Consider the following 20,784-nt stretch of genomic DNA (forward strand, 5'->3'; position numbering starts at 1 on the left):
GGACCCCCGTGCACACCACCACCCTCGAGCCGCTGGGCGCCGAGCTCACCGACACCGACATCGCCGCGCTGACCGACGACCAGATCGGCGAGGTGCGCGGCCTGCTCGCCGAGCACGGCGTCGTCGTCTTCCGCGACCAGCACGTCGACGACGACGCGTTCCTGGCGTTCCTGCAGCGCTTCGGGCCCCTGACCTTCACCGCCGGGGAGACCCCGGTCGACGGGTTCCCCGACCTCAACGTGATCAGCAACGTGGGCCGCACCGAGCCGCCGCGCAGCACCTTCCACGTGGACAGCTCCTACCTCTCCACCCCGCCGGCCTACACCGCGCTGCGCGCCGTGGAGATCCCCAGCCAGGGCGGGGAGACGGTGTTCACCAACCAGTACCGGGCCTACGAGACGCTCGGCGACGACGTGAAGGCCCGGCTCGAGGGCGCGACCATCACCCACGTGGTGACCGGCATCGACCCGAGCCTGCTGACCGAGGACGACGAGACGCAGGCCGAGCACCCGGTCTTCCGCCCGCACCCGCTCTCGGGCCGGACGGCGCTCTACATGTCCACCCCCAAGCGCTGCGCCGCGGTCAGCGGGCTGGACGACGACGAGGCCGCCGAGGTGGTGGCGCAGCTGTACGCGCACTCGACCACCGAGGAGAACAGCCACGCGCACCGCTGGGCCCCGGGCGACGTCGTCATGTGGGACAACGGCTGCGTGCTGCACCGCGGTGACCACTCCGTCGTCGTCGGCGACCGGGTGATGCACCGCGGCATGGTCGCCGACTACGGGCTGGACCGCTGACCACCCGACCCCGGCCCACCCCGCTGCGGTCGCTGGGGGCACTGGCGGCGCTGACCCTCACGCTGCCGGTGGACCTCGCGGTGACCGCGGCGGCGCTGGTCAGCACCCGCGCCACGCGCCCCGCACCGGCGGCGGACCGGAAGACCGTGCTGATCAGCGGCGGGAAGATGACCAAGGCGCTGCAGCTGGCCCGGTCCTTCCACGCCGCGGGGCACCGGGTGGTGCTGGTGGAGAAGGACACCTACCGGTTCACCGGGCACCGCTTCTCCCGCGCCGTCGACACCTTCCACGTCGTCCCCGACCCCCGGGACCCCGGCTACGCCCACGCGCTGCTGCGCATCGTGCAGGCCGAGGGCGTGGACCTGTACGTGCCGGTCTGCTCACCGGTCGCCTCGGAGTTCGACGCGGCGTCGGCGGAGGTGCTCGCCGGGCACTGCGAGGTGCTGAGCCTCGAGCCGGAGACGGTGCGCACGCTGGACGACAAGCACCGGTTCACCGAGCTCGCCGCCTCGCTGGGCCTGAGCGTGCCCGACACGCACCTGGTGACCGACCCGCAGCAGGTCCTCGACTTCGACTTCAGCGGCCGGCCCAGGCCCTACGTGCTCAAGTCGATCGCCTACGACCCGGTGCACCGCCTGGACCTCACCCAGCTGCCGCTGCCCACCCGCGCGGCGACGAGTGCGTTCCTCGCCGGCAAGCCCATCTCGGCGGACAACCCGTGGATCCTGCAGGAGTTCGTCACCGGCGCGGAGGTCTGCACGCACTCCACCGCCCGGGACGGCGTCGTCACCGTCTGGTGCTGCTGCCCGTCCTCGGCGTTCCAGGTCAACTACGCGCAGGTCGACCGGCCCCGGATCCGGGAGTGGGTGACCACCTTCGTCAGCGAACTGGGGTTGTCCGGGCAGGTGTCCTTCGACTTCCTGGAGGAGGCCGACGGCACCCCGTTCGCCATCGAGTGCAACCCGCGCACCCACTCGGCCATCACCATGTTCTACGACCACCCCGGGCTCGCGGACGCGTACCTGGAGCCGCGGGACACCCCGCTGGAGCCGCTGCCCACCAGCCGGCCCACCTACTGGAGCTACCACGAGCTGTGGCGGGCGCTGAGCTCCCCGCGCACCGCCGCCGAGCGCTGGCGGGTGGTCCGGGAGGGCAAGGACGCCGTGTTCGACCGGGCCGACCCGCTGCCCCACCTCGTGCTGCACCACGTGCAGATCCCGCTGCTGCTGTGGAAGAACCTGCTGACCGGCGGCGCGTGGAACCGCATCGACTTCAACATCGGCAAGCTCGTCATGCCGGCAGGGGACTGAGATGACCACCCGCGTGCTGCACCTCGTCGGCTCGCCCACGAGCGCCTTCATGGACGACCTGTCCCGGCTCTACGCCGCCGACTGCCTGGCGAACGTCGGCCCGGGCTGGGAGCACGTGGTCGCCCACGTCTCGCCCGACGGCTCGTGGCGCTTCCCCGAGACGCTCGACACCCTGGCCGCTGCCGAGCCGATGCCCATCGGAGCGGGCATCGCCCGGCTCACCGCACTGGACGTCGACGTCGCGCTGCCGCAGATGTTCTGCATCCCCGGCATGACCCACTACCGCTCGCTGCTGGACACCCTGGGCATCCGCTACGTCGGCAACACCCCCGACGTGATGGCGCTGGGTGCGCACAAGGACCGGGCCAAGGCCGTGGTGGCCGCCGCCGGCGTCCGGGTGCCGGACGGCGAGGTGCTGATGCGCGGGCAGGAGCCCACGCTCGCGCCGCCCGTCGTCGTCAAGCCGGTGGACGCCGACAACTCCCACGGCGTGACGCTCGTGCACGACACCGACGACTACGGGGCCGCCCTGGCGGCCGCGTGGGAGCACTCCGACGGCGCCCTGGTCGAGCAGTTCGTGCCGCTGGGCCGCGAGGTGCGCTGCGGCGTCGTCGTCCGGGACGGGGAGCTCGTGCCGCTGCCGCTGGAGGAGTACGGCCTGGGCGAGGGTCGTCAGGTGCGCACCGCCGAGGACAAGATCCGGCGCGCGGACGACGGCACCCTGGGCCTGATGGCCAAGGACACCCCGACGGTCTGGATCGTCCCGGCCGACGACCCGGCGAACGCCGCCGTCTGGGAGGCCGCGCGGGCCTGCCACGTCGCCCTAGGCTGCCGGGACTACTCGCTGTTCGACTTCCGGATCGACCCCGACGGCGTGCCGTGGTTCCTCGAGGCCGGGCTCTACAACTCCTTCGCCCGGCAGAGCGTGATCCCGACGATGGCCCGGGCCGCCGGCATCGAGCTGCCCGAGCTGTTCGCCGCCGGCATCGCGGGCGCCCTGGCCCGCTGAGCCCGCCACCTACGATCAGACCCGTGATCGACCTGCGACTCGTCCGCGAGAACCCCGACCTCGTCCGCGCCAGCCAGCGGGCCCGGGGTGCCGACGAGTCCCGGGTCGACGCCCTGCTGGCCGCCGACGCCGGGCGCCGCGCCGCCGTGCACCACGCCGACCAGCTCCGCGCCGAGCAGAAGGCGGCGTCCCAGGCGGTGAAGAAGGCGACCCCCGAGGAGCGGCCCGCCGTCCTCGAGCGCGCGAAGGCCCTGGCCGCGGAGGTCAAGGTCGCCGAGGAGGCCACCCGCGCCGCCGACGAGGCGCTGCGCGCCGCGCACCTGGTGATCGCCAACGTCGTGGCCCCCGAGGTGCCGCCCGGTGGTGAGGACGACGCCGTCACGATCCGCACCGTCGGTGAGGTGCCCACCTACGACTTCGAGGTCCGCGACCACCTGGACATCGGCACCGCCCTGGGCGCGATCGACATGGAGCGCGGCGCCAAGGTCTCCGGCGCCCGGTTCTACTTCCTCACCGGCCCCGGCGCGATGCTCGAGTTCGCGCTCGCCCAGCTGGCCATCACCCGCGCGGTGGCCGCCGGCCTCACCCCGGTCGTGGCCCCCGCGCTGGTCGGGCCGAAGGCGATGGAGGGCACCGGCTTCCTCGGCGAGCACGACGAGGAGGTCTACCGGATCGAGCGCGACGACCTCTACCTGGTCGGCACGTCGGAGGTCGCGCTGGCCGGCATGCACGCCGACGAGGTGCTCGACCTGTCCGCCGGTCCGAAGCGGTACGCCGGCTGGAGCTCCTGCTTCCGCCGGGAGGCCGGCTCCTACGGCAAGGACACCAAGGGCATCATCCGGGTGCACTGGTTCGACAAGGTCGAGATGTTCAGCTTCTGCGCGCCCGAGGACGCCGAGGCCGAGCACCTGCGGCTGCTGCAGTGGGAGGAGGAGTTCCTCCAGGCCCTCGAGCTGCCCTACCGCGTGGTCGACATCGCCGCCGGCGACCTCGGCACGAGCGCGGCCCGCAAGTTCGACATCGAGGCGTGGTTCCCCACCCAGGGCACGTACCGCGAGCTGACGTCGACGTCGGATTGCACCACCTTCCAGGCCCGCCGGCTCTCGATCCGCTCCCGCGACGCCGACGGCAAGCCGCAGACCGTCGCCACCCTGAACGGCACGCTGTGCGCGATCGCCCGCACCATCGCCTGCCTGCTCGAGGTGCACCAGCAGGCCGACGGCTCGGTGCACGTGCCGGTCGCGCTGCGCCCGTGGCTGGGTGGCCACGCCGTCCTGAGCCCCGGCATGTCGCTGGTGCCCACCGCGTGACCGCACACATCCCGGCCCGCGCCGCCAACACGCTCCCGAAGCACTCCGGCGGCGAGGGCAGCGACCTGGTCGTCGAGCTCGGCGACCTCGGGCCCTGGCGGCCGAAGCTCGTGGCGACCGACCTCGACGGCACCCTGCTCACCAGCCAGGGCGTGGTCAGCGACCGCACCCGCGCCGCGATGGACGCCAGCTGGGCGGCCGGTGTGCCCGTCGTGGGGGTCACCGGCCGCGGCCCGCGGCTGCTCGACAGCGTCCGGACGACACTCGGTGGCCGCGGGGTCGCCGTGCTCGCGCAGGGCGGCTTCGTCGTCGACCTGGACTCCGACGAGGTGCTGCGCACCGTCGGGCTGCCCCGGGACGAGGCGCACGCCGTCATCGCCGCGATCGAGGCGGTCACCGGTCCGTTGGTCATCGCCGTCGAGGACGCCGCCACCCAGAGCGAGGCGCTCAGCCCGCTGCGGGTGCAGCACGGCTTCGACTGGCCCTACCCCGAGCCCGCCGACCTGCTGCCCCGCGAGCACGTGCTGCCCGACGGGCCGGTGCTCAAGGTGTTCCTGCGCTCGGAGACCCTCGACCAGGACGAGCTGCTCTCCCTCGCGCTCTCGGTCACCGACTCCTCGGCCGCCGAGGTCACCCACGCCGGGCTGGGCTTCATCGAGGTGCTGCCGCCGGGGATCACCAAGGCGACCGGTCTGGCCGTCGCGCTGGAGCGCTTCGGCGTGCCGATGGCCGACGTGGTCGTGTTCGGCGACATGCCCAACGACCTGCCGATGATCCTGGCGGTCAATGAGGCCGGTGGCCGGTCGGTCGCCGTCGCGAACGCGCACCCGGCCGTGAAGGCCGCCACCACCCACCGCACCAGCGGGCACGACGCCGACGGCGTCGCCCGCTACCTGGAGGCGCTCGCGTGAGCGACTGGAAGCCCAAGCTCATCGCCAGCGACATGGATGGCACGCTGCTGCGCAGCGACGAGACCGTCGCGCCGGCCACCCTCGAGCAGATCGAGGCCTGGGGTGCCGACGGCGTGCCGTTCGTGCTGGCCACCGGCCGGCCGCCCCGCTGGATGGTCGGCATCCGCGAGGTCATCGGCACCGGCACCGCGGTCTGCTGCAACGGTGCGGTGATGCTGGACCTGGGCGCCTTCGAGGTCACCCACGAGCGCACCGTGGCCCCCGAGGTGCTGCAGCAGATCACCGCCGGGCTGCGCGCGGCCCAGCCGGGCACCTGGTTCGCCGTGGAGTACGGCCTGGAGTTCCGGCACGAGCCGGTGTACCAGCCGCGGTGGGACGTCGACGCCCCCGGCGTCGCCCAGGCGACCCTGGAGGAGATGGTGTCCGCGCCGGTCGCCAAGTTGCTCGCCCGGCACGAGGACCTCTCCCGCGAGGAGTTCATCGCGCTGGTCGACGAGGTGGTCGGCGACCTGGCCACGGTCACCAACTCCTCCTCCGACGCCCTGGTGGAGATCTCCGCGCTCGGGGTCAGCAAGGCCACCGGGCTGGCCGACGTCTGCGCCGAGCTGGGCATCACCGCCGGGGACGTCGTCTTCTTCGGGGACATGCCCAACGACGTCGAGGCCTTCCACTGGGTGCGCGAGGGCGGCGGCCGGGCGGTCGCCATGGGCAACGCGCACCCCGACGTCCTCGCCGCGGCCACCGACGTCACCGACACCAACGACGAGGACGGCGTGGCCGTCTTCCTCGCGTCGCTCCGCTAGAGCCGGGTCAGCTCCGTCGCGGCCAGGGTGGCGGGGTCGGCCAGCAGGTCGATCGCGGTCACCCGGCCCTCCTCCACGGTGAAGGCGAAGACCACCCTCACCTCGCCGCGGTGCTGCCAGGCCGCGCCGGCCCAGCCGTCGACCGCCAGCACCCGGGCGGCCCGGGCCGCGCCGTCGAAGAACGCGGCCACCGTCTCCCGCCCGGTCAGGTCCGGGGAGCCCATCGCGGCCGCAGCCCCGTCGGCGCGGACGACGGCGCCGGGGTCGAGCAGCTCCAGCAGGCCCTGCAGGTCGCCGTCCCGGGCCGCGGTGAGGAACGCCTCGACCACCCGCCGATGGGCCTGCCGGTCCGCGGCGGTGTCCTCGCCGGGCCGCTGCACCCGGCGCCGGCCGCGGCTGGCCAGCTGACGCACCGCGGCCGGCGACCGGCCGACCACCGTGCCGATCTCCTCGAAGGGGACCCCGAACAGGTCGTGCAGCACGAACGCCAGCCGTTCGGCCGGACGCAGGCTCTCCAGCACCACCAGCAGCGCGGCGCCCACCCGGTCGGCCAGCTCCGCCTCGGCCTCGGGGCCCGCGTCGGCCGCGGGCAGGTCGACGTGCTCGGCGACGGCGTCCTCCCGGCGGCTGCTGCGGGCCCGCAGCTGGTCCAGGCAGACCCGGGAGACCACGGTGGTCAGCCAGCCGCGCAGGTTCACCACGTCGGAGGTGTCGGCGCGGGCCAGCCGCAGCCAGGTCTCCTGCACCGCGTCGTCGGCCTCGTGCGCGGAGCCCAGCAGCCGGGTGGCGACCGCCCGCAGGTGCGGGCGGTGCTCCTCGAAGGCGGTGGCCGGCAGGTCGTCCACGTCGGGTCCTCACGTCGGTGTCCGTCACCCCCCTGACGTGCCGCGCGGTGCGATCGTGACGCCGCCGGGGCGGCGCCGGGGGTGCCGGCGTGTCCATGATGGCGTCGTGGCCGAGCACGAGGTGTCCGGACGGGCGCCCACGGTGCTGTCGGTCGGTGCGGCGGCGGCCCGGCTGGGCGTCGCCCCGGAGACGCTGCGCAGCTGGGGTCGGCGCTACGGGCTGACCCCCAGCGGGCACACGGCCGGCGGGCACCGGCGCTACGACGACGCCGACCTGGACCGGCTGCTCCGGATGCAACGGCTGGTCGCCGAGGGCTGCAGCCCGGCCGCGGCCGCCCGGCAGGTGGTGGCCGGGTCGCAGGACGAGCCGCCGACCCGACGCCCCGGGCGGCCCCGCCGACGCTCGGGTGCCGGTGGCACGGTGCTCGCCCTGCCCGACGCACCCCCCGAGGCCCGCGGCCTGGCCCGGGCGGCTGCCCGGCTCGACGCCGACGGGGTGCACGAGATCCTCGGCGACCTCCTGGTGTCCCGCGGCACCGTCGCGACCTGGGACGACGTCCTCCGGCCGCTGCTCGTGGCCGCCGGGGTGCGCTGGGAGCAGACCGGCGCGGGCATCGACGTGGAGCACCTGCTCAGCGAGGCGGTGACCGAGTCGCTGCGGGCGCACCGGTCCTGCCAGCCCCGCCCCGAGCCCGGCCGCGGGGTGCTGCTCACCTCACCGCCGGGGGACTGGCACGTCCTCCCGCTGCACGTGCTGGCGGCTGCGCTGGCCGAACGCCGGGTGCCCACCCAGGTGATGGGCCAGCTGCCCGCGGCGGCCCTGGCGTCCGCGGTGCGGCGGACCGGGGTCTCCGGGGTGTTCGTCTGGAGCCAGCGCCCGCGGGGCGGGGACGAGGTGGCGCCCCGTTTCCCGGTCGACGCGCTGCCACGCACCCGCAGCGGGCGGGTGCTCGTGGCCGGCGGCCCGGGCTGGGCCGGTGCCTCCCCGGACCCGCGGGTGACGCTCTCGGCCGACCTGGCCCACGCCGTGCGGGTGCTGGCCGCCGCCCCCCGGTGAGGGACCGACGTCCCGAACCTGTGCAACTGGACGCGTTGCCTGCATCGGCGTAAACCCCGCTTACCGGAAACGGTCGGTCCCGTCACGAGGCGGGACCGGGTCCCCCTCCCGTGAGGCCCCCGATGGTCCAGGCATCCGCCGTCAACATCCCGTCCCTCTCCGCCGGCAACTTCGCCACGGTCTACAACCTGTTCTCCCTCGCGATCGCCTGTCTGCTCTTCACCGCGCTGTACCTCGTGGTGTCCCAGCGGCAGGTGGCGAAGCAGTACCGCAACGCCGTCATCGTGTCGGCGACCGTCTGTGCGATCGCCGCGTACCACTACTTCCGGATCTTCAACAACTTCGAGGCCAGCTACCCGGCCGGCGAGACGATCGACTCCGCGCACCAGCTCTCGAACATCGAGTTCAACGAGGGCTACCGCTACGTCGACTGGTTCCTGACCGTCCCGCTGCTGCTCCTGGAGACCGTCGCGGTGCTCGCCCTGGGGCGGGCGGCGTCGAAGAAGCTGCTGTTCAAGCTGATCCCGGCGTCCGCGCTGATGATCGCCCTGGGCTACCCCGGCGAGATCACCAACGAGGTCGTACCGCGGTTGGTGTGGGGCACGTTGTCCACCATCCCGTTCCTCTACCTGCTGTACGTGCTCTTCGTCGAGCTGTCCAAGTCGCTGGACCGGCAGCCCGAGGAGGTCAAGCACACGATCAAGATGCTCCGGATCGCGTTGGTCGGGCTGTGGGGCGTCTACCCGATCGCCTACCTCTTCCCGATCCTGGGCGGGGACTTCTTCGGTGGTGAGGGCGGCTTCGTGCTGAAGCAGGCCGGCTACTCCATCGCCGACATCCTGGCCAAGGCCGCGTACGGGCTGGCGATCTACAAGGTGGCCCGGACGAAGAGCCGGATCGAGGACCCGGAGTACGACGACCACCCGGACACCGTGCACGACGGCAGCCACGAGGCGATCGTCGACGAGCCGGTCGGTGCCTCGCGCGCCGGCCGGACGAACCGGACCGCACGGACGAGCTGACCCGTGCTGCAGACCACCGGGCAGACCCGGCCCCCGCGTGGGTCCGGGCCTGCCCGGCGGGCCGGGCGGGCCCGTCCCTCGGTCGCCCTCGGCCGGGCCCTGGTCCTGCTCGTCCTGGCCGTCCAGCTGCTCGACCCGGACCTGGTGGCCCGGGCCGCCCCGGTGCTGGCGATGGTCGGGATCGTGCTGGGCGTGCCGCACGGCGCGGTCGACCACATGGTCCCGTTCTGGACCGGGGGACGGCGGCCGACGCCGGCCACGCTCGCCTCGGTGCTGGCCGGTTACCTGGCCGTCGCCGCCCTCGCCGCGATCGCCCTCCTGCTCGCTCCCACGGTCACCGTCACCGCGTTCCTCCTCGTCTCGGTGCTGCACTTCGGCCGCGCCGAGGCCGTCGTCTGCGCCGAGGACGCGGGCCGCCCTGTCCCCGGCCCGCTCCAGGACGTCGCGACGACGCTCGCGCACGGCCTCGCCGTGGTCGGTCTGCCGCTCGTGCTGTGGCCCCAGGAGTCCGCCCGGGTGCTGGGCCACCTCGCGCCGGCCTGGGGCGTCCCGCTCCCCACCTCGGCCCGCGCCCTGCTGGGTCTGGTCCTGGTCGGCGCCGTGCTGCTCTCGGCCGCCGGCGCGCTGCACCGTGGCCGGCCGGAGGAGGCCGCCGAGCTGGTGATGGTGGTGGCGCTGTTCACCGTCGTCCCCCCGCTGGCAGCCTTCGGGGTCTGGTTCGCCGGCTGGCACGCGCTGCGGCACACCGCCCGGCTCGTGGCGCTGGTGCGCGGCGGCCCCTCCGCCCCGGGACCGGCCCGCGCGGCCGGCCGGGTCGCGCTGCACGCCGCGGTCCCGACCGTGGTCAGCCTGGGCGCCGTCGTCGTGCTGGCCGGGCCGGCGGCCTCACCGGCCGCGGTGGGTGCGGCGCTCGCCGTGGTGCTGGCGCTGACGTTCCCGCACGTCCGGACGGTCGCCGCCCTGGACCGATCGGCCCGTCAGAGGTACTGACCGCCGCCGGGCTGCTGCGGCATGCCGGACTGCTGCGGGGCGCCGCCGGGCAGCGCCTTGCGGCGCATCTCCTCCAGCTGTGCCCGGGCGGCCATCTGCTGGGCGAACAGCGCGGTCTGGATGCCGTGGAAGACGCCCTCCAGCCAGCCGACCAGCTGGGCCTGGGCGATCCGCAGCTCGGCGTCCGACGGGGTCACGCCGTCGGTGAAGGGGAGCGTGATCCGCTCCAGCTCCTCGCGCAGCTCCGGCGCCAGGCCCTTCTCCAGCTCGCGGATCGACGAGGCGTGGATGTCGCGCAGCCGGTTGCGGCTGGCCTCGTCCAGAGGTGCGGCGCGGACCTCCTCGAGCAGCTGCTTGATCATCGTGCCGATCCGCATCACCTTGGCGGGCTGCTCGACCAGGTCGGCGATGCCTCCCTCGCCGTCGGCCGGCATGGGCATCGTGCCGACGGGCTGGCCGTCGGGACCGACGACGACGATCTGCTGGTCCTGGCTCTCCGGCCCCGCTGCTGTCATGCCCCCATCCTGCCCTCCGCGGGTGGTTGCTGAACGTGACGGATCGACCCCTCACCGCGTCACCCGTCGAGTTAGGGTCTGCACCATGTCACCGGGGGCCGCACGGCTGGACGTCGCGCGCGTCCGCGGGCTCTTCCCCGGGCTCTCCGACGGGTTCGTGCACGCCGACGGCCCGGCCGGGTCACTGGTGCCCGAGAGCGTGCTGCGCGCGGTCACCCAGGCCATGCGGGTGCCCATCGCCAACCGCGGCGGGGTGTTCCCCTCCTCGGCCCGGGCCGAGCAGCTGGTCAGTGGTGCGCGGTCGGCCGTGGCGGACCTGGTGGGCGGGGTCCCGCAGGGCGTCGTCCTCGGACCGAACATGACCTCGCTGACCTACACGATGGCCCGCACGCTGGCCAAGACCTGGCGGCCCGGGGACGAGGTCGTGGTCAGCCGGCTCGACCACGACGCGAACGTGCGGCCCTGGGTGCAGTTGGCCGAGGAGGCCGGGCTGCTGGTCAAGTGGGCCGAGGTGGACATCGAGTCCGGTGAGCTGCCGGACTGGCAGTACGACGAGCTGCTCACCGACCGCACGAGGCTGGTCGCCGTCACCCTGGCCAGCAACGCCATCGGCACCCGGCCCGACGTCCGGTCGATCGCCGACCGCGCCCACCAGGTCGGTGCGCTGGTCTACGTCGACGGCGTGCACGCCGCCCCGCACGGGCTCATCGACCTCGCCGCCACCGGCGCGGACTTCCTGGCGCTGTCGGCCTACAAGTGGTGCGGCCCGCACGTGGGCGCCCTGGTCGCCGACCCCGCGCTGCTGGAGTCCCTCGTCCCGGACAAGCTGGTGCCCTCCTCGGACCGGGTGCCGGACAAGTTCGAGACCGGCACCCCCGCCTTCGAGCTCTACGCCGGGGTGTCCGCGGCCGTGGACCACCTGGCCGCCCTGTCCCCGGACGCCACCGGCACCCGACGCGAGAAGCTGGCCACCTCGATGGCGGCGGTCGGCCGGTACGAGGCGGAGCTGTTCGACCGGCTGGACCGCTCGCTGCGCTCGATGGCCCACGTGCAGGTGCTCGGCTCACCGCTCTACCGCACGCCGACCCTCTCCTTCACCGTCTCCCGGATGCGCCCGCGGCAGGTGGCCACCGAGCTCGCCAGGCAGACGATCTGCGCCTGGGACGGCGACTACTACGCCCGCGAGCTCTTCGACGCCCTGGGGGTCAACGAGACCGGCGGCGCCGTGCGGCTGGGGCTGCTGCACTACAACACCGTCGAAGAGGTCGACCACATGATCGAGAGCATCAGCGCCCTGCGCTGACCGGGACGGCAGACGGGGGCCCGACCCGCGTGGGTCGGGCCCCCGTCCGGTGGGGTCGTACGGGTCAGACGCGACGCTTCCGGGCTACGACGAGGGAGCCGGCTCCGACGAGGAGCAACCCGCCCGCGAGGGCGAGTGCCGGGCCGGTCTCAGCCCCGGTGTTCGCCAGCGTGGGACCGGCGGGGGCCGCGGCCACCGGTGTCGTCGCGACGGGCGCCGCGGTGACCGGGGTCGTGGTGGGCGGGGTCCCGGGGGCAGCCTCGACCGCCAGGCTGGCCGTCCCGACGGTGCTGGTGAGCCCCGTCAGACCGGTCACGGCGTCCGGGGTGATCGTGTACGTCCCTGCTGCGGTGGCGACCACGGGCACGGAGATCACGCAGTTGGCGGTCGCAGGCACGGCGCCGGAGGTGAAGGTGACCGTGGACGAGCCCGGGGTCGCGGTCAGCGTGCCGCCGCAGGAGTTGGCGGGCGCGTCGGTGCCGAGGGTGAGACCGGCCGGCAGGGTGAAGCTGAAGCCCACGCCGTCCACGGCGGTGAGCTCGGTGTTCACGATGTCGAAGTCCAGCAGCGTGGACTCCCCGACCGCGGCGACGGGTGACCGGAACGACGCGGAGAGGTTCGTCCCCTGCTCGTTGACGAAGGTCTCCTGGGCGCGGGAGTAGGTGCCCGGGGCCGACCCGAGGTCCCACTGGATCATCAGACCGGCGTCGTGGAGCGCGGTGTCCACGGTGAAGCCGATGTCCTCGCCGGCGCTCACGGCGTCGTAGGGCGCGTCGTAGTCCTGGGACGTCGCCCCGTCGAAGGGGGCGCTGGTGGGCACCTGGCGGTAGCCGAGCAGGACGCCGGCGTCGGGGTTCAGGCTGATGACCGAGTAGGCCGGCTGGGTGAGCAGGATGCCGTAGCCCCGGTCGCTGCCGCCGGGGGACGTGTCCCCGCCCTGGTTCAGGACCACCGGGAGGGTGTTGCCGGTCGGGATGGTGACGGAGTACGCGTCGGTGAAGTAGTCGTTGGGGAAGGTGTAGCTGAGGGTGCGGTCCAGGGTGTAGGTGAGGCCGTCGAGCGTCACCGAGTAGCGGAGGACAGCCGATCCGTCGCCGGTGGTCGCGGCGCTGCTGCCGGTGTACGTCCCCTCGGGCGTGACGGTGGCGGACCCGGAGGACGACACCAGCGTGACGCTGTCCCAGTCCAGGGAGTCGTTGTAGGTCGCTGCGCCGGCCTGGCCGACCAGCTGCCCACCGATGGTCAACGAGGGGGCGGCCGCGCCGCAGCAGTACTGCTCCTCGTCCCGGTAGAGGATCTGGTCCTCACCGGGGTCGTCGTACTCGGCGTCGACGTTCACCAGGACGTGGAGGCCGTCGCTGCCGTCGGTGAGGGCGCCTCCGCCGGGGTTCAGCTCCACCATGGGGCCGCCGAACTGACCCTGGGCGGCCAGGGCGGCGCCGGTGGTGAGACCGAGGAAGACGGGTGTGGCGAGTGCGCCGGCGAGCACTGCCGCCGACAGGCGCCGGGTGAGGCGGCGCGCGGGAGCCCCAGCGGGCTCGAAGTCAGTCATGCCGGTGACTATCGGCAGTCGGTACGCCGACACGGGGCAGCCCCACCGTGGACACACCGACGCCGTCCCACCGTTCCCACGGCTCCCGCGATGTCCGTGTCGCGCACGCCGGAACCGCCGAAACAGCCCCTGGCGCCTCGTCAGTCGTTGACGAGCAGCACCTTCCCGATGTGCGAGCTCTCCTCGAGCACCTGGTGGGCCTCGGCGGCGCGGGCCATCGGCAGGCGGCGGTCGACGATCGGGCGGACGACGCCGCGCTCGACGTCGGGCCACACGTCGTGCAGCACCGCGGCGACGATGTCGGCCTTGGAGTGCCGGCCGGTCGCGGGGCGGCCGCGCAGGGCGGTGGCGTGCACGGTGCCGCGCTTGCGCAGCAGCTTCCCGAGGTCCAGCTCGCCCTTCACCCCGCCCTGCATGCCGATGACGACGATCCGGCCGTCGGGGGCCAGCACGTCGACGTTGCGGGGGAGGTACGCAGCGCCCATGTTGTCCAGCACCACGTCGGCCTGGCCGACGGCCTCGACGAAGTCCTGGGACCGGTAGTCCACCAGCACCTCGGCGCCCAGCTCGCGGCAGAAGTCCAGCTTGGCCTGGCTGCCGGCCGTCGTGGCCACCCGGGCGCCGGCCCGGACGGCGAGCTGGATCGCCATCGTCCCGATGCCTGAGGACCCGCCGTGCACCAAGAACGTCTCCCCGCGCTGCAGCCCGGCCAGCATGAACACGTTGGACCACACGGTGCAGACCACCTCGGGCAGCGCCGCGGCGGTGGCGAGCTCGACCCCGGCGGGCTTGGGCAGCACCTGCCCGGCCGGGACGGCGACCCGCTCGGCGTAGCCACCGCCCGACAGCAGGGCGCACACCTCGTCGCCGACCATCCAGCCGGTCACGCCCTCGCCGACCTCGGAGACGATGCCGCTGCACTCCAGGCCGAGGATCTCGCTGGCGCCCGGGGGCACCGGGTAGTTGCCCTGACGCTGCAACAGGTCGGCCCGGTTGACCGCGGTGGCGACGACGTCGATCACGACCTCGCCGGGGCCGCAGACGGGGTCGGGGGCCTCACCCCAGACCAGGACCTCGGGGCCGCCGGGGGAGTCGATCGTGATCGCGCGCATGGGCCCGACCGTAGGCCGCACCCGTCGGGCGCGCGCGGCGCAGAACCCGCAGGGTGGACCGGTGAGCCAGCTGCCCGTCCCCGCCGTCGACGACGTCCCCCGCTGGGTGGGCGAGCACCTCGGCCACCTGCACCGCGACGACGACGTCCACCCCTCGGGCCGCTTCCGCGGCGGCCAGACCGCCGCCGACACCGCGCTCGCCACCCTCGACGTCACCGGGTACGCCGGACGGCGCAACGAGGTGCTGCCGGAGTCCCGCCGCGGTGCCTCGGCGATGAGCCCGTACATCCGGCACGGCCTGCTGCAGCTGCCCGAGGTGTGGGACGCCGTCGAGGACGCCCCCACCCGCGACCGCACCAAGTACCGCGCCGAGCTGCTGTGGCAGGAGTACTCCCGGCACCTCTACGCCCGGCTGGGCACCCGCACCCGGTCGGCGCTGCGGGCCGAGCCCGCCCGCGGCCACGCCCGCTGGCAGGAGCCCTGGCCGCGGGAGATGGCCTGCCTGGACACCGTGCTCGGCGAGCTGGACGACGACGGCTGGCTGGTCAACCAGACCCGCATGTGGGTCTCCTCGCAGTGGACGGTGCGGGCCGGGCACGACTGGGCCGAGGGCGAGGACGAGCTGTTCGCCCGGCTCATCGACGGGTCCCGGGCGGCGAACCGGGTGGGCTGGCAGTGGACGGTGGGCTCGGGCAACGGCAAGCCCTACGGGTTCTCCCGCTGGCAGGTGCGCAAGCGCGCGCCGGGGCTGTGCGAGCGGTGCCCGCTGGCCGCCGACTGCCCGATCGAGCAGTGGCCCGAGGACCAGCCGGTGCGCTGGCTGGAGAAGGACCCGCTGATGACCGCCGACCCCGACCCCGGGCGCACCGCCGGGCCGGACGACGTGGTCACCGACGCCCCGCCCGAGGCGGTGTGGCTGACCGCGGAGTCCCTGGGCGCCACCGACCCGGCGCTGGCGGCCAACCCCGACCTGCCGGTGGTGTTCGTCTTCGACGAGCCGCTGCTCACCCGGCTGCGGCTGGCGTCCAAGCGGCTGGTGTTCCTCACCGAGACCCTCGCCGAGCTGGCCCAGGACCGGGAGGTGGAGCTGCGGCTGGGGTCCCCGGCGCAGGAGCTGGCCGGACGGTCCCTGGCGGTCACCCACGCACCGGTCCCCGGGTTCACCCGGATCGCCGCCGAGCTGCGGCCGGCCGAGGTGCACCCGTGGCCGTGGCTGCGGCGTCCGCACGCCGGGGGCATCGGCTCCTTCAGCGCCTGGCGGAAGGGCCTGCCCCGCACCCGCTGAGGCGTCTCGGCGGGTGCGGGGGAGGGCTCAGCGGGCGCGCAGCTCCTTGCGCAGGATCTTCCCGGCGGCGGACTTCGGCACCGCGTCGATGAACTCCACCAGCCGGATCTTCTTGTGCGGGGCCACCTTCTCGGCCATGTAGGCCTTGACCTCGTCCTCGGTGATCTCGGTGCCGGGGGCGCGGACCAGGAACGCCTTGGGCAGCTCCTCGCCGGACTCGGCGTCCTTCACCCCGATGACGGCGGCGTCGGCGATCTGCGGGTGCCCGATCAGCACGGCCTCCAGCTCGGCCGGGGCCACCTGGTAGCCCTTGTACTTGATCAGCTCCTTGACCCGGTCGACCACCGAGTACCGGCCCTCGGCGTCGACCATCGCGACGTCGCCGGTGTGCAGCCAGCCCTCGGCGTCCAGGGTCTCGTCGGTCGCCTTCTGGTTGTTCAGGTACCCGAGCATCACCTGCGGCCCGCGGACCCACAGCTCGCCGCGCTCGCCGTCGGCGGCGTCCTCGCCGGTGGCCGGGTCGACCAGCCGGCACTCGGTGTTGGGCAGCGCGTACCCGACCGAGCCCTTGGGGACGTCGGAGGCGCCGGCGGGCTCGGTGCCGTGGTCGGGCGTGGTGTGGCTGACCGGGGACAGCTCGGTCATCCCGTAGCCCTGGGCGACGGTCACCCCGTCGTCCCCGGTGCCGGCCAGGGTGCGGAGCCGGTCCTGCGCGGCGAAGGCCAGCGACTCGTCCAGCGGGGCCGCGCCGGAGGTGACCGAGCGCAGCGAGGACAGGTCGAACTGCTCGACCAGCGGGTGCTTGGCCAGCGCCAGCAGGATCGGCGGGGCCACGAACGCCCGGGTGACCCGGTGGTCCTGGATCGCGCGGAGGAACTGCTCGAGGTCGAAGCGGGGGAGGGTGACGACGGTGCCGCCCCACTGCAGGCCCTGGTTCATCAGCACGGTGAGGCCGTAGATGTGGAAGAACGGCAGGACGGCGATGATCCGCTCGTCGCCATCGTGCAGGTCGATCAGCGGCCGGGTCTGGGCGACGTTGGCCACCAGGTTGCGGTGGGTCAGCATCACGCCCTTGGGCAGCCCGGTGGTGCCGCTGGAGTAGGGCAGCGTGACCAGGTCGGTGGCCGGGTCGATGTCGACCTGTGCGGTGGGAGCGCCGCCGGTGAGCAGGTCGCGCAGGCTGTCCACGCCCTCGGCGCCGTCGAGCACCACCAGGTCGGTCACCCCGGCCTCGGCCATCGCCGGGCGGGCCCGGTCCAGGAACGGCGAGACGGTGACCAGCAGCTTGGCGCCGGCGTCCTTGAGCTGGAAGGCGATCTCGTCGGGGGTGTAGAGGGAGTTGATCGGGCTCATCACGCAGCCGGCTGCGGCGATGCCGTGGAAGACCACCGGGAACCAGATGGTGTTGGGGGAGAACACCGCGACCACGTCGCCCTTGCGCAGGCCGCGGGCGTGCAGGGCGGCGGCGAAGCGCTCCACGTACGCGACGAGCTGGCCGTGCGTGATCGTCTCCCCGGACAGCCCGTCGACCAGCGCCGGGGCGTCACCGAGCTCCGGCGAGCGGGCCAGCACGTAGGCCGGGACCGGCAGGTCGGGGATCTCGATGTCGGGGAAGCGACTGGCCAGGGCCACGGGGTGTTCCTCCTCAGGAGCGGACGGACGTGACCCCAGTCTCACACCCGCCCGGGCCTGCGCCCCATGCGGGTTACCGGCCGGTACGGGTCAGCGCGGCCACAGCACAGACTGGGTGCAGCGGAACAGCGCCAGCGTCTTACCCGAGCCCGCGTCGGTGACCACGGCGTCCCAGACCTGCGTCGTCCGGCCGGCGTGCACGTTGGTGGCGACGGCGTCGATCCGGCCCTCGCGGGCGGTGCCCAGGTGGTTGCTCTTGAGCTCGATCGTGGTGAACCCGGTGGCGCCCTCGGCCAGCAGCGCCCGGGTGGCGAGACCGCAGGAGGTGTCGGCCAGCCCGACGACGGTCGCGGCGTGCAGGTAGCCGTTGGGCGCCAGCAGCTCGGGCCGGACGTCGAGGTGGCTGGTCAGCCGGCCCGGCTCGTGGCTGTCGATCACGATGCCCAGCAGCCCGGGCAGCGTGCCCGGCAGCAGGGCGTTGAGCTCGTCGGCGGTGTGGAACCCGGTGGCGGCCATGGTCGGCAACCTAGCTCTGGACCAACCGGTCGCTGCGCAGCAGGGCGTGCACCCCCACGGCCTGGTTCACCACCTGGGTGACCCGCAGGTCGACCAGCACCGAGGCCAACGCCAGTGCCTCCGAGTGGCCGAACCCGTGCAGCGCCCCCATCAGGTCGAGCACCGCGTCCAGGGCGTGTCCGGTGGCGGTGTCCAGGTCGTCGGCCACGCCCATCGCCACCCAACCGGACGGGGTGTCGGCGACCGGGGTGCGCAGCGTGAGCCCGTGCAGGTCGTCCAGCACGTCGACGGTCAGCGTCGCCTCGACCGGGCTCTCGATCGCGGTCCCGCTGACCTCGCCGTCGCCCTGCGCGGCGTGCCCGTCGCCGACGCTGAGCAGCGCGTCGGTCACGGTGACCGGCAGGTACAGCGTGCTGCCGGCGACCAGCTCCCGGCAGTCCAGGTTCCCGCCGTGCCAGCGCGGCGGCACCGTGGAGTGCCGGCCGGGCTCGGCCGGCGGCAGGCCCATCACGCCCAGGAAGGGGCGGGTGGCCACCCGGTGACCGTGCTGGTCGACCGCGGTGTCGCCCTCGATCGTCCAGCGCAGCACCACGGGGTCGGCCAGCACGCCGAGCCGCCGGTTGAGCGGGGTGTCCCGCAGGCCGCAGTAGGTCGTCCCGAACGCGCCGGGGACGACGGCGTCCACCCCGATCGCGAGCACCTGCCCCGGCTGCGCCCCCCGGACGGCGATCGGCCCGGTCAGGGCGTGCCCGGTGCCCGGCTCCCACGCCGGGTGCCGTGGGCGCGCGGCCAGGTCCCCGCCGTCGAAGGGGCCGGTGGACCAGCCGGAGTCCAGGCAGCCCACCGTCACCGTCGAGCCGGGCTCGACGGTGACCACCGGGGGCAGGTCGCGGTCGAACCAGCCGTGCAGCGTCTCCGCGGTGGGGGCGATCACCCGACGATCGCCTGGTTCACCAGCTGGCGCAGGTAGGAGCGGATCGGCAGCGTGCTGGAGGGCAGCAGCTGCGTGTAGAAGGTGACGGTCAGGTCCTCGACGGGGTCGACGTAGAACGCGGTGGACGCCGCGCCGCCCCACGAGTAGTCGCCCACCGAGGCGACCGTCCCGTAGCGCGCCGGGTCCAGCACCATCGAGAAGCCCAGCCCGAAACCGACGCCCCGCAGCGGGGTCTCGGCGAACAGAGGGCGCCCGTAGGTCTCCAGGTCGGCGTTGCCCGGGACGTGGTTGCGCACCATGTGCGCCAGCGTGCGGGAGCCCAGCACCCGCGTGCCGTCGGCCGCCACGCCCCCGGCGCGGAGCATCTCCACGAAGCGCAGGTAGTCCCCGGCCGTGGAGACCAGCCCGCCCCCGCCGGACAGGAACGCCGGCTTCTGCTTCGCGGCCGGCTCGAAGGCCGCGAGCGGGACGAGGCCGGCACCGTAGAGCCGGGCGAGCATGCCCGGGTCGTCGTCCGGGCGCAGGCCGAAGGAGGTCTCGGTCATCCCGAGCGGGCCGAACACCCGCTCGGCGAACACCTCGTCCAGCGGCTTGCCGGCGATCACCTCGACCAGCCGACCCAGCACGTCGGTGGACACGCCGTAGTTCCACTCGCTGCCGGGCTGGAACACCAGCGGCATCGCCGCCCACTGGCGGGTGACCTCGGCGGAGTCCGCGCCCGGCGGCGTGCCCCACTCGTGCCCGGCGGCCCGGTACATCCCGTCGACGGGGTGGGCCCGGTGGAAGCCGTAGGTGAGCCCCGAGGTGTGGGTGAGCAGGTGCCAGACCCGGATGGGCTCGACCTGCGGCACCGTGACCGGCTTCTGGTCCGACCCCGCGACGTAGACCCGGGTCTCGGCGAACTCCGGCAGCCAGCGGCTGATCGGGTCGTTCAGCTCGAACGCGCCCTCCTCGTACAGGCTCATCGCCGCCACCGAGGTGATCGGCTTGGTCATCGAGAAGACGCGCCAGATCGTGTCGGGGGTGACCGGCAGGCCGGCCTCGACGTCCCGCATGCCGTGGGTGCCCACGTGCGCCAGCTCCCCGTGCCGGGCGACGGTCACCAGGAAGCCGGGCAGCTGCCCCTCGTCGACCCAGCGGGCCAGCCGGGCGTCCAGTCGCGCCAGGCGGGCCGCGTCGAGGCCGACGGCTGCGGGGTCTGTCTCCACGGTGAGCACGACCGCATCCTGCCCCCGGACGTGCGACGGCGCCCGCCCCGGTGGTCGGGGACGGGCGCCGACGAGGGGCTGGGTGCTTACTTCACCGGGACGGCGGCAGCGGCCTTCTTGAGGTTCGAGCCGGCGGTCAGCTTCGCGGTGTTCGAGGCGGCGATCTCGATGGACTCACCGGTCTGCGGGTTGCGGCCGGTGCGGGCGGAGCGGGAGCCGCGCTCGAGGGTCAGCAGACCCGGCAGGGCGATCTTGTCGCCACGGGTCAGGGCCTCGACGAACTCCTCGCCGAGGGCGGCGATGACGGAGTCGACGGTGGTGGCGGGGACGTCGGCGCGCTTGGAGATGGCGGAGACGAGTTCGGCCTTGTTCACGGTGGGTTCCTCTCGGTGGTCTGGTGGCCTGCCACGTGGGGCGGGCCTCCCCGGTCGTCCGGGTGGACGTCCGGGGCCTCCGCGGGGTTCCTGGCGGGCCGGTCCCGGCTCGCTCGGGTGCCCCGTGGGCGGTCTGGTCGACCACGTCGTCGACCAGGGACGTCAGGCACGGTGCCATGCCGACCTGCGGATTGGCCAGCGACAGGCCTGGTTTTCCGGGGATCCGGTGCCCCAGGAGGCCTCCGGAGCCCCTCCCGACCCCACCGGCCACGCAGCGTGAGGGACCGGTCCGACGTAGG

General features: G+C 73.9%; 20 protein-coding genes. 11 read left to right on the forward strand and 9 right to left on the reverse strand.

Features of this window, described 5'->3' with window-relative positions; translation table 11 throughout:
• Positions 1-8: 8 nt before the first annotated feature.
• The 6 genes from F1C76_11695 to F1C76_11720 are packed head-to-tail and all read left to right on the forward strand — an operon-like array spanning position 9 to position 6,140.
• A complete protein-coding gene (locus tag F1C76_11695) occupies positions 9-797 on the forward strand; it encodes a TauD/TfdA family dioxygenase (GenBank protein QNG37165.1) in 789 nt (262 codons plus the stop codon).
• 23 nt (positions 798-820) lie between these two features.
• On the forward strand, positions 821-2,107 hold the full coding sequence (locus F1C76_11700) for an ATP-grasp enzyme (protein ID QNG37166.1): 1,287 nt from the start codon (positions 821-823) through the stop codon (positions 2,105-2,107).
• Between the two features lies 1 nt (position 2,108).
• Positions 2,109-3,116 carry a D-alanine--D-alanine ligase gene (locus F1C76_11705; protein ID QNG37167.1) on the forward strand — a complete coding sequence of 336 codons (1,008 nt, stop codon included), beginning with the start codon at positions 2,109-2,111 and terminating at the stop codon, positions 3,114-3,116.
• 23 nt (positions 3,117-3,139) lie between these two features.
• Positions 3,140-4,426 (forward strand): serine--tRNA ligase, encoded by a 1,287-nt coding sequence (gene serS, locus F1C76_11710; protein ID QNG37168.1) that lies wholly within the window; start codon positions 3,140-3,142, stop codon positions 4,424-4,426.
• Positions 4,427-4,434: 8 nt separating this feature from the next.
• Positions 4,435-5,337, forward strand: a complete 903-nt coding sequence (locus F1C76_11715; protein QNG39188.1) for an HAD family hydrolase — start codon at positions 4,435-4,437, stop codon at positions 5,335-5,337.
• Positions 5,334-6,140 (forward strand): HAD family hydrolase, encoded by an 807-nt coding sequence (locus F1C76_11720; GenBank protein ID QNG37169.1) that lies wholly within the window; start codon positions 5,334-5,336, stop codon positions 6,138-6,140. Before F1C76_11715 ends, F1C76_11720 begins: the two co-directional genes overlap by 4 nt.
• On the opposite strand, the gene F1C76_11725 is transcribed toward F1C76_11720, so the two are convergent.
• Positions 6,137-6,985 carry a sigma-70 family RNA polymerase sigma factor gene (locus tag F1C76_11725; protein QNG37170.1) on the reverse strand — a complete coding sequence of 283 codons (849 nt, stop codon included), beginning with the start codon at positions 6,983-6,985 and terminating at the stop codon, positions 6,137-6,139. The genes F1C76_11720 and F1C76_11725 overlap by 4 nt on opposite strands.
• Between F1C76_11725 and F1C76_11730 the strand changes: the two genes are divergently transcribed.
• The 3 genes from F1C76_11730 (at position 6,924) to F1C76_11740 (ending at position 10,054) form a co-directional block, all read left to right on the forward strand.
• Positions 6,924-8,042 carry a MerR family transcriptional regulator gene (locus F1C76_11730; GenBank protein QNG37171.1) on the forward strand — a complete coding sequence of 373 codons (1,119 nt, stop codon included), beginning with the start codon at positions 6,924-6,926 and terminating at the stop codon, positions 8,040-8,042. The genes F1C76_11725 and F1C76_11730 overlap by 62 nt on opposite strands.
• Before the next feature lie 122 nt (positions 8,043-8,164).
• Positions 8,165-9,064, forward strand: coding sequence for a xanthorhodopsin (locus F1C76_11735; GenBank protein ID QNG37172.1), 900 nt, complete (start codon positions 8,165-8,167; stop codon positions 9,062-9,064).
• 3 nt (positions 9,065-9,067) lie between these two features.
• Positions 9,068-10,054 (forward strand): hypothetical protein, encoded by a 987-nt coding sequence (locus F1C76_11740; protein ID QNG37173.1) that lies wholly within the window; start codon positions 9,068-9,070, stop codon positions 10,052-10,054.
• Here the strand turns inward: F1C76_11740 and F1C76_11745 are convergent.
• Entirely contained in the window at positions 10,042-10,569 is a 528-nt protein-coding gene (locus F1C76_11745; GenBank protein QNG37174.1) for a bacterial proteasome activator family protein, read from the reverse strand. The two genes, F1C76_11740 and F1C76_11745, sit on opposite strands and share 13 nt — an antisense overlap.
• A gap of 85 nt (positions 10,570-10,654) precedes the next feature.
• On the opposite strand from F1C76_11745, the gene F1C76_11750 reads away from it, so the two are divergent.
• Positions 10,655-11,872 (forward strand): cysteine desulfurase-like protein, encoded by a 1,218-nt coding sequence (locus F1C76_11750; protein QNG37175.1) that lies wholly within the window; start codon positions 10,655-10,657, stop codon positions 11,870-11,872.
• 64 nt (positions 11,873-11,936) lie between these two features.
• Here F1C76_11750 and F1C76_11755 read toward each other — a convergent pair whose 3' ends face one another.
• Together F1C76_11755 and F1C76_11760 are read right to left on the reverse strand one after the other, a co-directional pair.
• On the reverse strand, positions 11,937-13,424 hold the full coding sequence (locus F1C76_11755; GenBank protein QNG37176.1) for an LPXTG cell wall anchor domain-containing protein: 1,488 nt from the start codon (positions 13,422-13,424) through the stop codon (positions 11,937-11,939).
• 140 nt (positions 13,425-13,564) lie between these two features.
• Positions 13,565-14,536, reverse strand: coding sequence for an NAD(P)H-quinone oxidoreductase (locus tag F1C76_11760; GenBank protein ID QNG37177.1), 972 nt, complete (start codon positions 14,534-14,536; stop codon positions 13,565-13,567).
• Between F1C76_11760 and F1C76_11765 the strand changes: the two genes are divergently transcribed.
• The gene (locus F1C76_11765; protein QNG37178.1) at positions 14,535-15,821 is read left to right on the forward strand and encodes a deoxyribodipyrimidine photolyase; all 1,287 of its coding nucleotides are present in this window, start codon (positions 14,535-14,537) and stop codon (positions 15,819-15,821) included. The genes F1C76_11760 and F1C76_11765 overlap by 2 nt on opposite strands.
• Positions 15,822-15,848: 27 nt before the next feature.
• On the opposite strand, the gene F1C76_11770 is transcribed toward F1C76_11765, so the two are convergent.
• The 5 genes from F1C76_11770 to F1C76_11790 form a co-directional block, all read right to left on the reverse strand.
• On the reverse strand, positions 15,849-17,453 hold the full coding sequence (locus F1C76_11770) for a 4-coumarate--CoA ligase family protein (GenBank protein QNG37179.1): 1,605 nt from the start codon (positions 17,451-17,453) through the stop codon (positions 15,849-15,851).
• Between the two features lie 90 nt (positions 17,454-17,543).
• The gene (locus F1C76_11775) at positions 17,544-17,969 is read right to left on the reverse strand and encodes a PaaI family thioesterase (protein ID QNG37180.1); all 426 of its coding nucleotides are present in this window, start codon (positions 17,967-17,969) and stop codon (positions 17,544-17,546) included.
• Between the two features lie 10 nt (positions 17,970-17,979).
• Complete coding sequence (locus F1C76_11780) at positions 17,980-18,903, reverse strand: acetamidase (protein ID QNG37181.1); 924 nt, start codon at positions 18,901-18,903, stop codon at positions 17,980-17,982.
• Positions 18,900-20,120: a beta-lactamase family protein gene (locus F1C76_11785; protein ID QNG37182.1), complete on the reverse strand. Its 1,221-nt coding sequence runs from the start codon at positions 20,118-20,120 to the stop codon at positions 18,900-18,902. The genes F1C76_11780 and F1C76_11785 overlap by 4 nt, the downstream gene beginning before the upstream one ends.
• A 77-nt stretch (positions 20,121-20,197) precedes the next feature.
• The gene (locus F1C76_11790; protein ID QNG37183.1) at positions 20,198-20,485 is read right to left on the reverse strand and encodes an integration host factor; all 288 of its coding nucleotides are present in this window, start codon (positions 20,483-20,485) and stop codon (positions 20,198-20,200) included.
• Between the last annotated feature and the right edge of the window lie 299 nt (positions 20,486-20,784).

The organism is Geodermatophilaceae bacterium NBWT11 (genome assembly GCA_014218215.1).
GTDB lineage: Bacteria > Actinomycetota > Actinomycetes > Mycobacteriales > Geodermatophilaceae > Klenkia.

Bases quoted from the DNA above. Each gene is read 5' to 3' on its own strand.
- F1C76_11705 (QNG37167.1), top strand. From the start codon at position 2,109: ATGACCACCCGCGTGCTGCACCTCGTCGGCTCGCCCACGAGCGCCTTC.
- F1C76_11735 (QNG37172.1), top strand. From the start codon at position 8,165: ATGGTCCAGGCATCCGCCGTCAACATCCCGTCCCTCTCCGCCGGCAAC.
- F1C76_11745 (QNG37174.1), bottom strand. From the start codon at position 10,569: ATGACAGCAGCGGGGCCGGAGAGCCAGGACCAGCAGATCGTCGTCGTC.
- F1C76_11750 (QNG37175.1), top strand. From the start codon at position 10,655: ATGTCACCGGGGGCCGCACGGCTGGACGTCGCGCGCGTCCGCGGGCTC.
- F1C76_11755 (QNG37176.1), bottom strand. From the start codon at position 13,424: ATGACTGACTTCGAGCCCGCTGGGGCTCCCGCGCGCCGCCTCACCCGG.
- F1C76_11765 (QNG37178.1), top strand. From the start codon at position 14,535: ATGGGCCCGACCGTAGGCCGCACCCGTCGGGCGCGCGCGGCGCAGAAC.
- F1C76_11760 (QNG37177.1), bottom strand. From the start codon at position 14,536: ATGCGCGCGATCACGATCGACTCCCCCGGCGGCCCCGAGGTCCTGGTC.
- F1C76_11775 (QNG37180.1), bottom strand. From the start codon at position 17,969: ATGGCCGCCACCGGGTTCCACACCGCCGACGAGCTCAACGCCCTGCTG.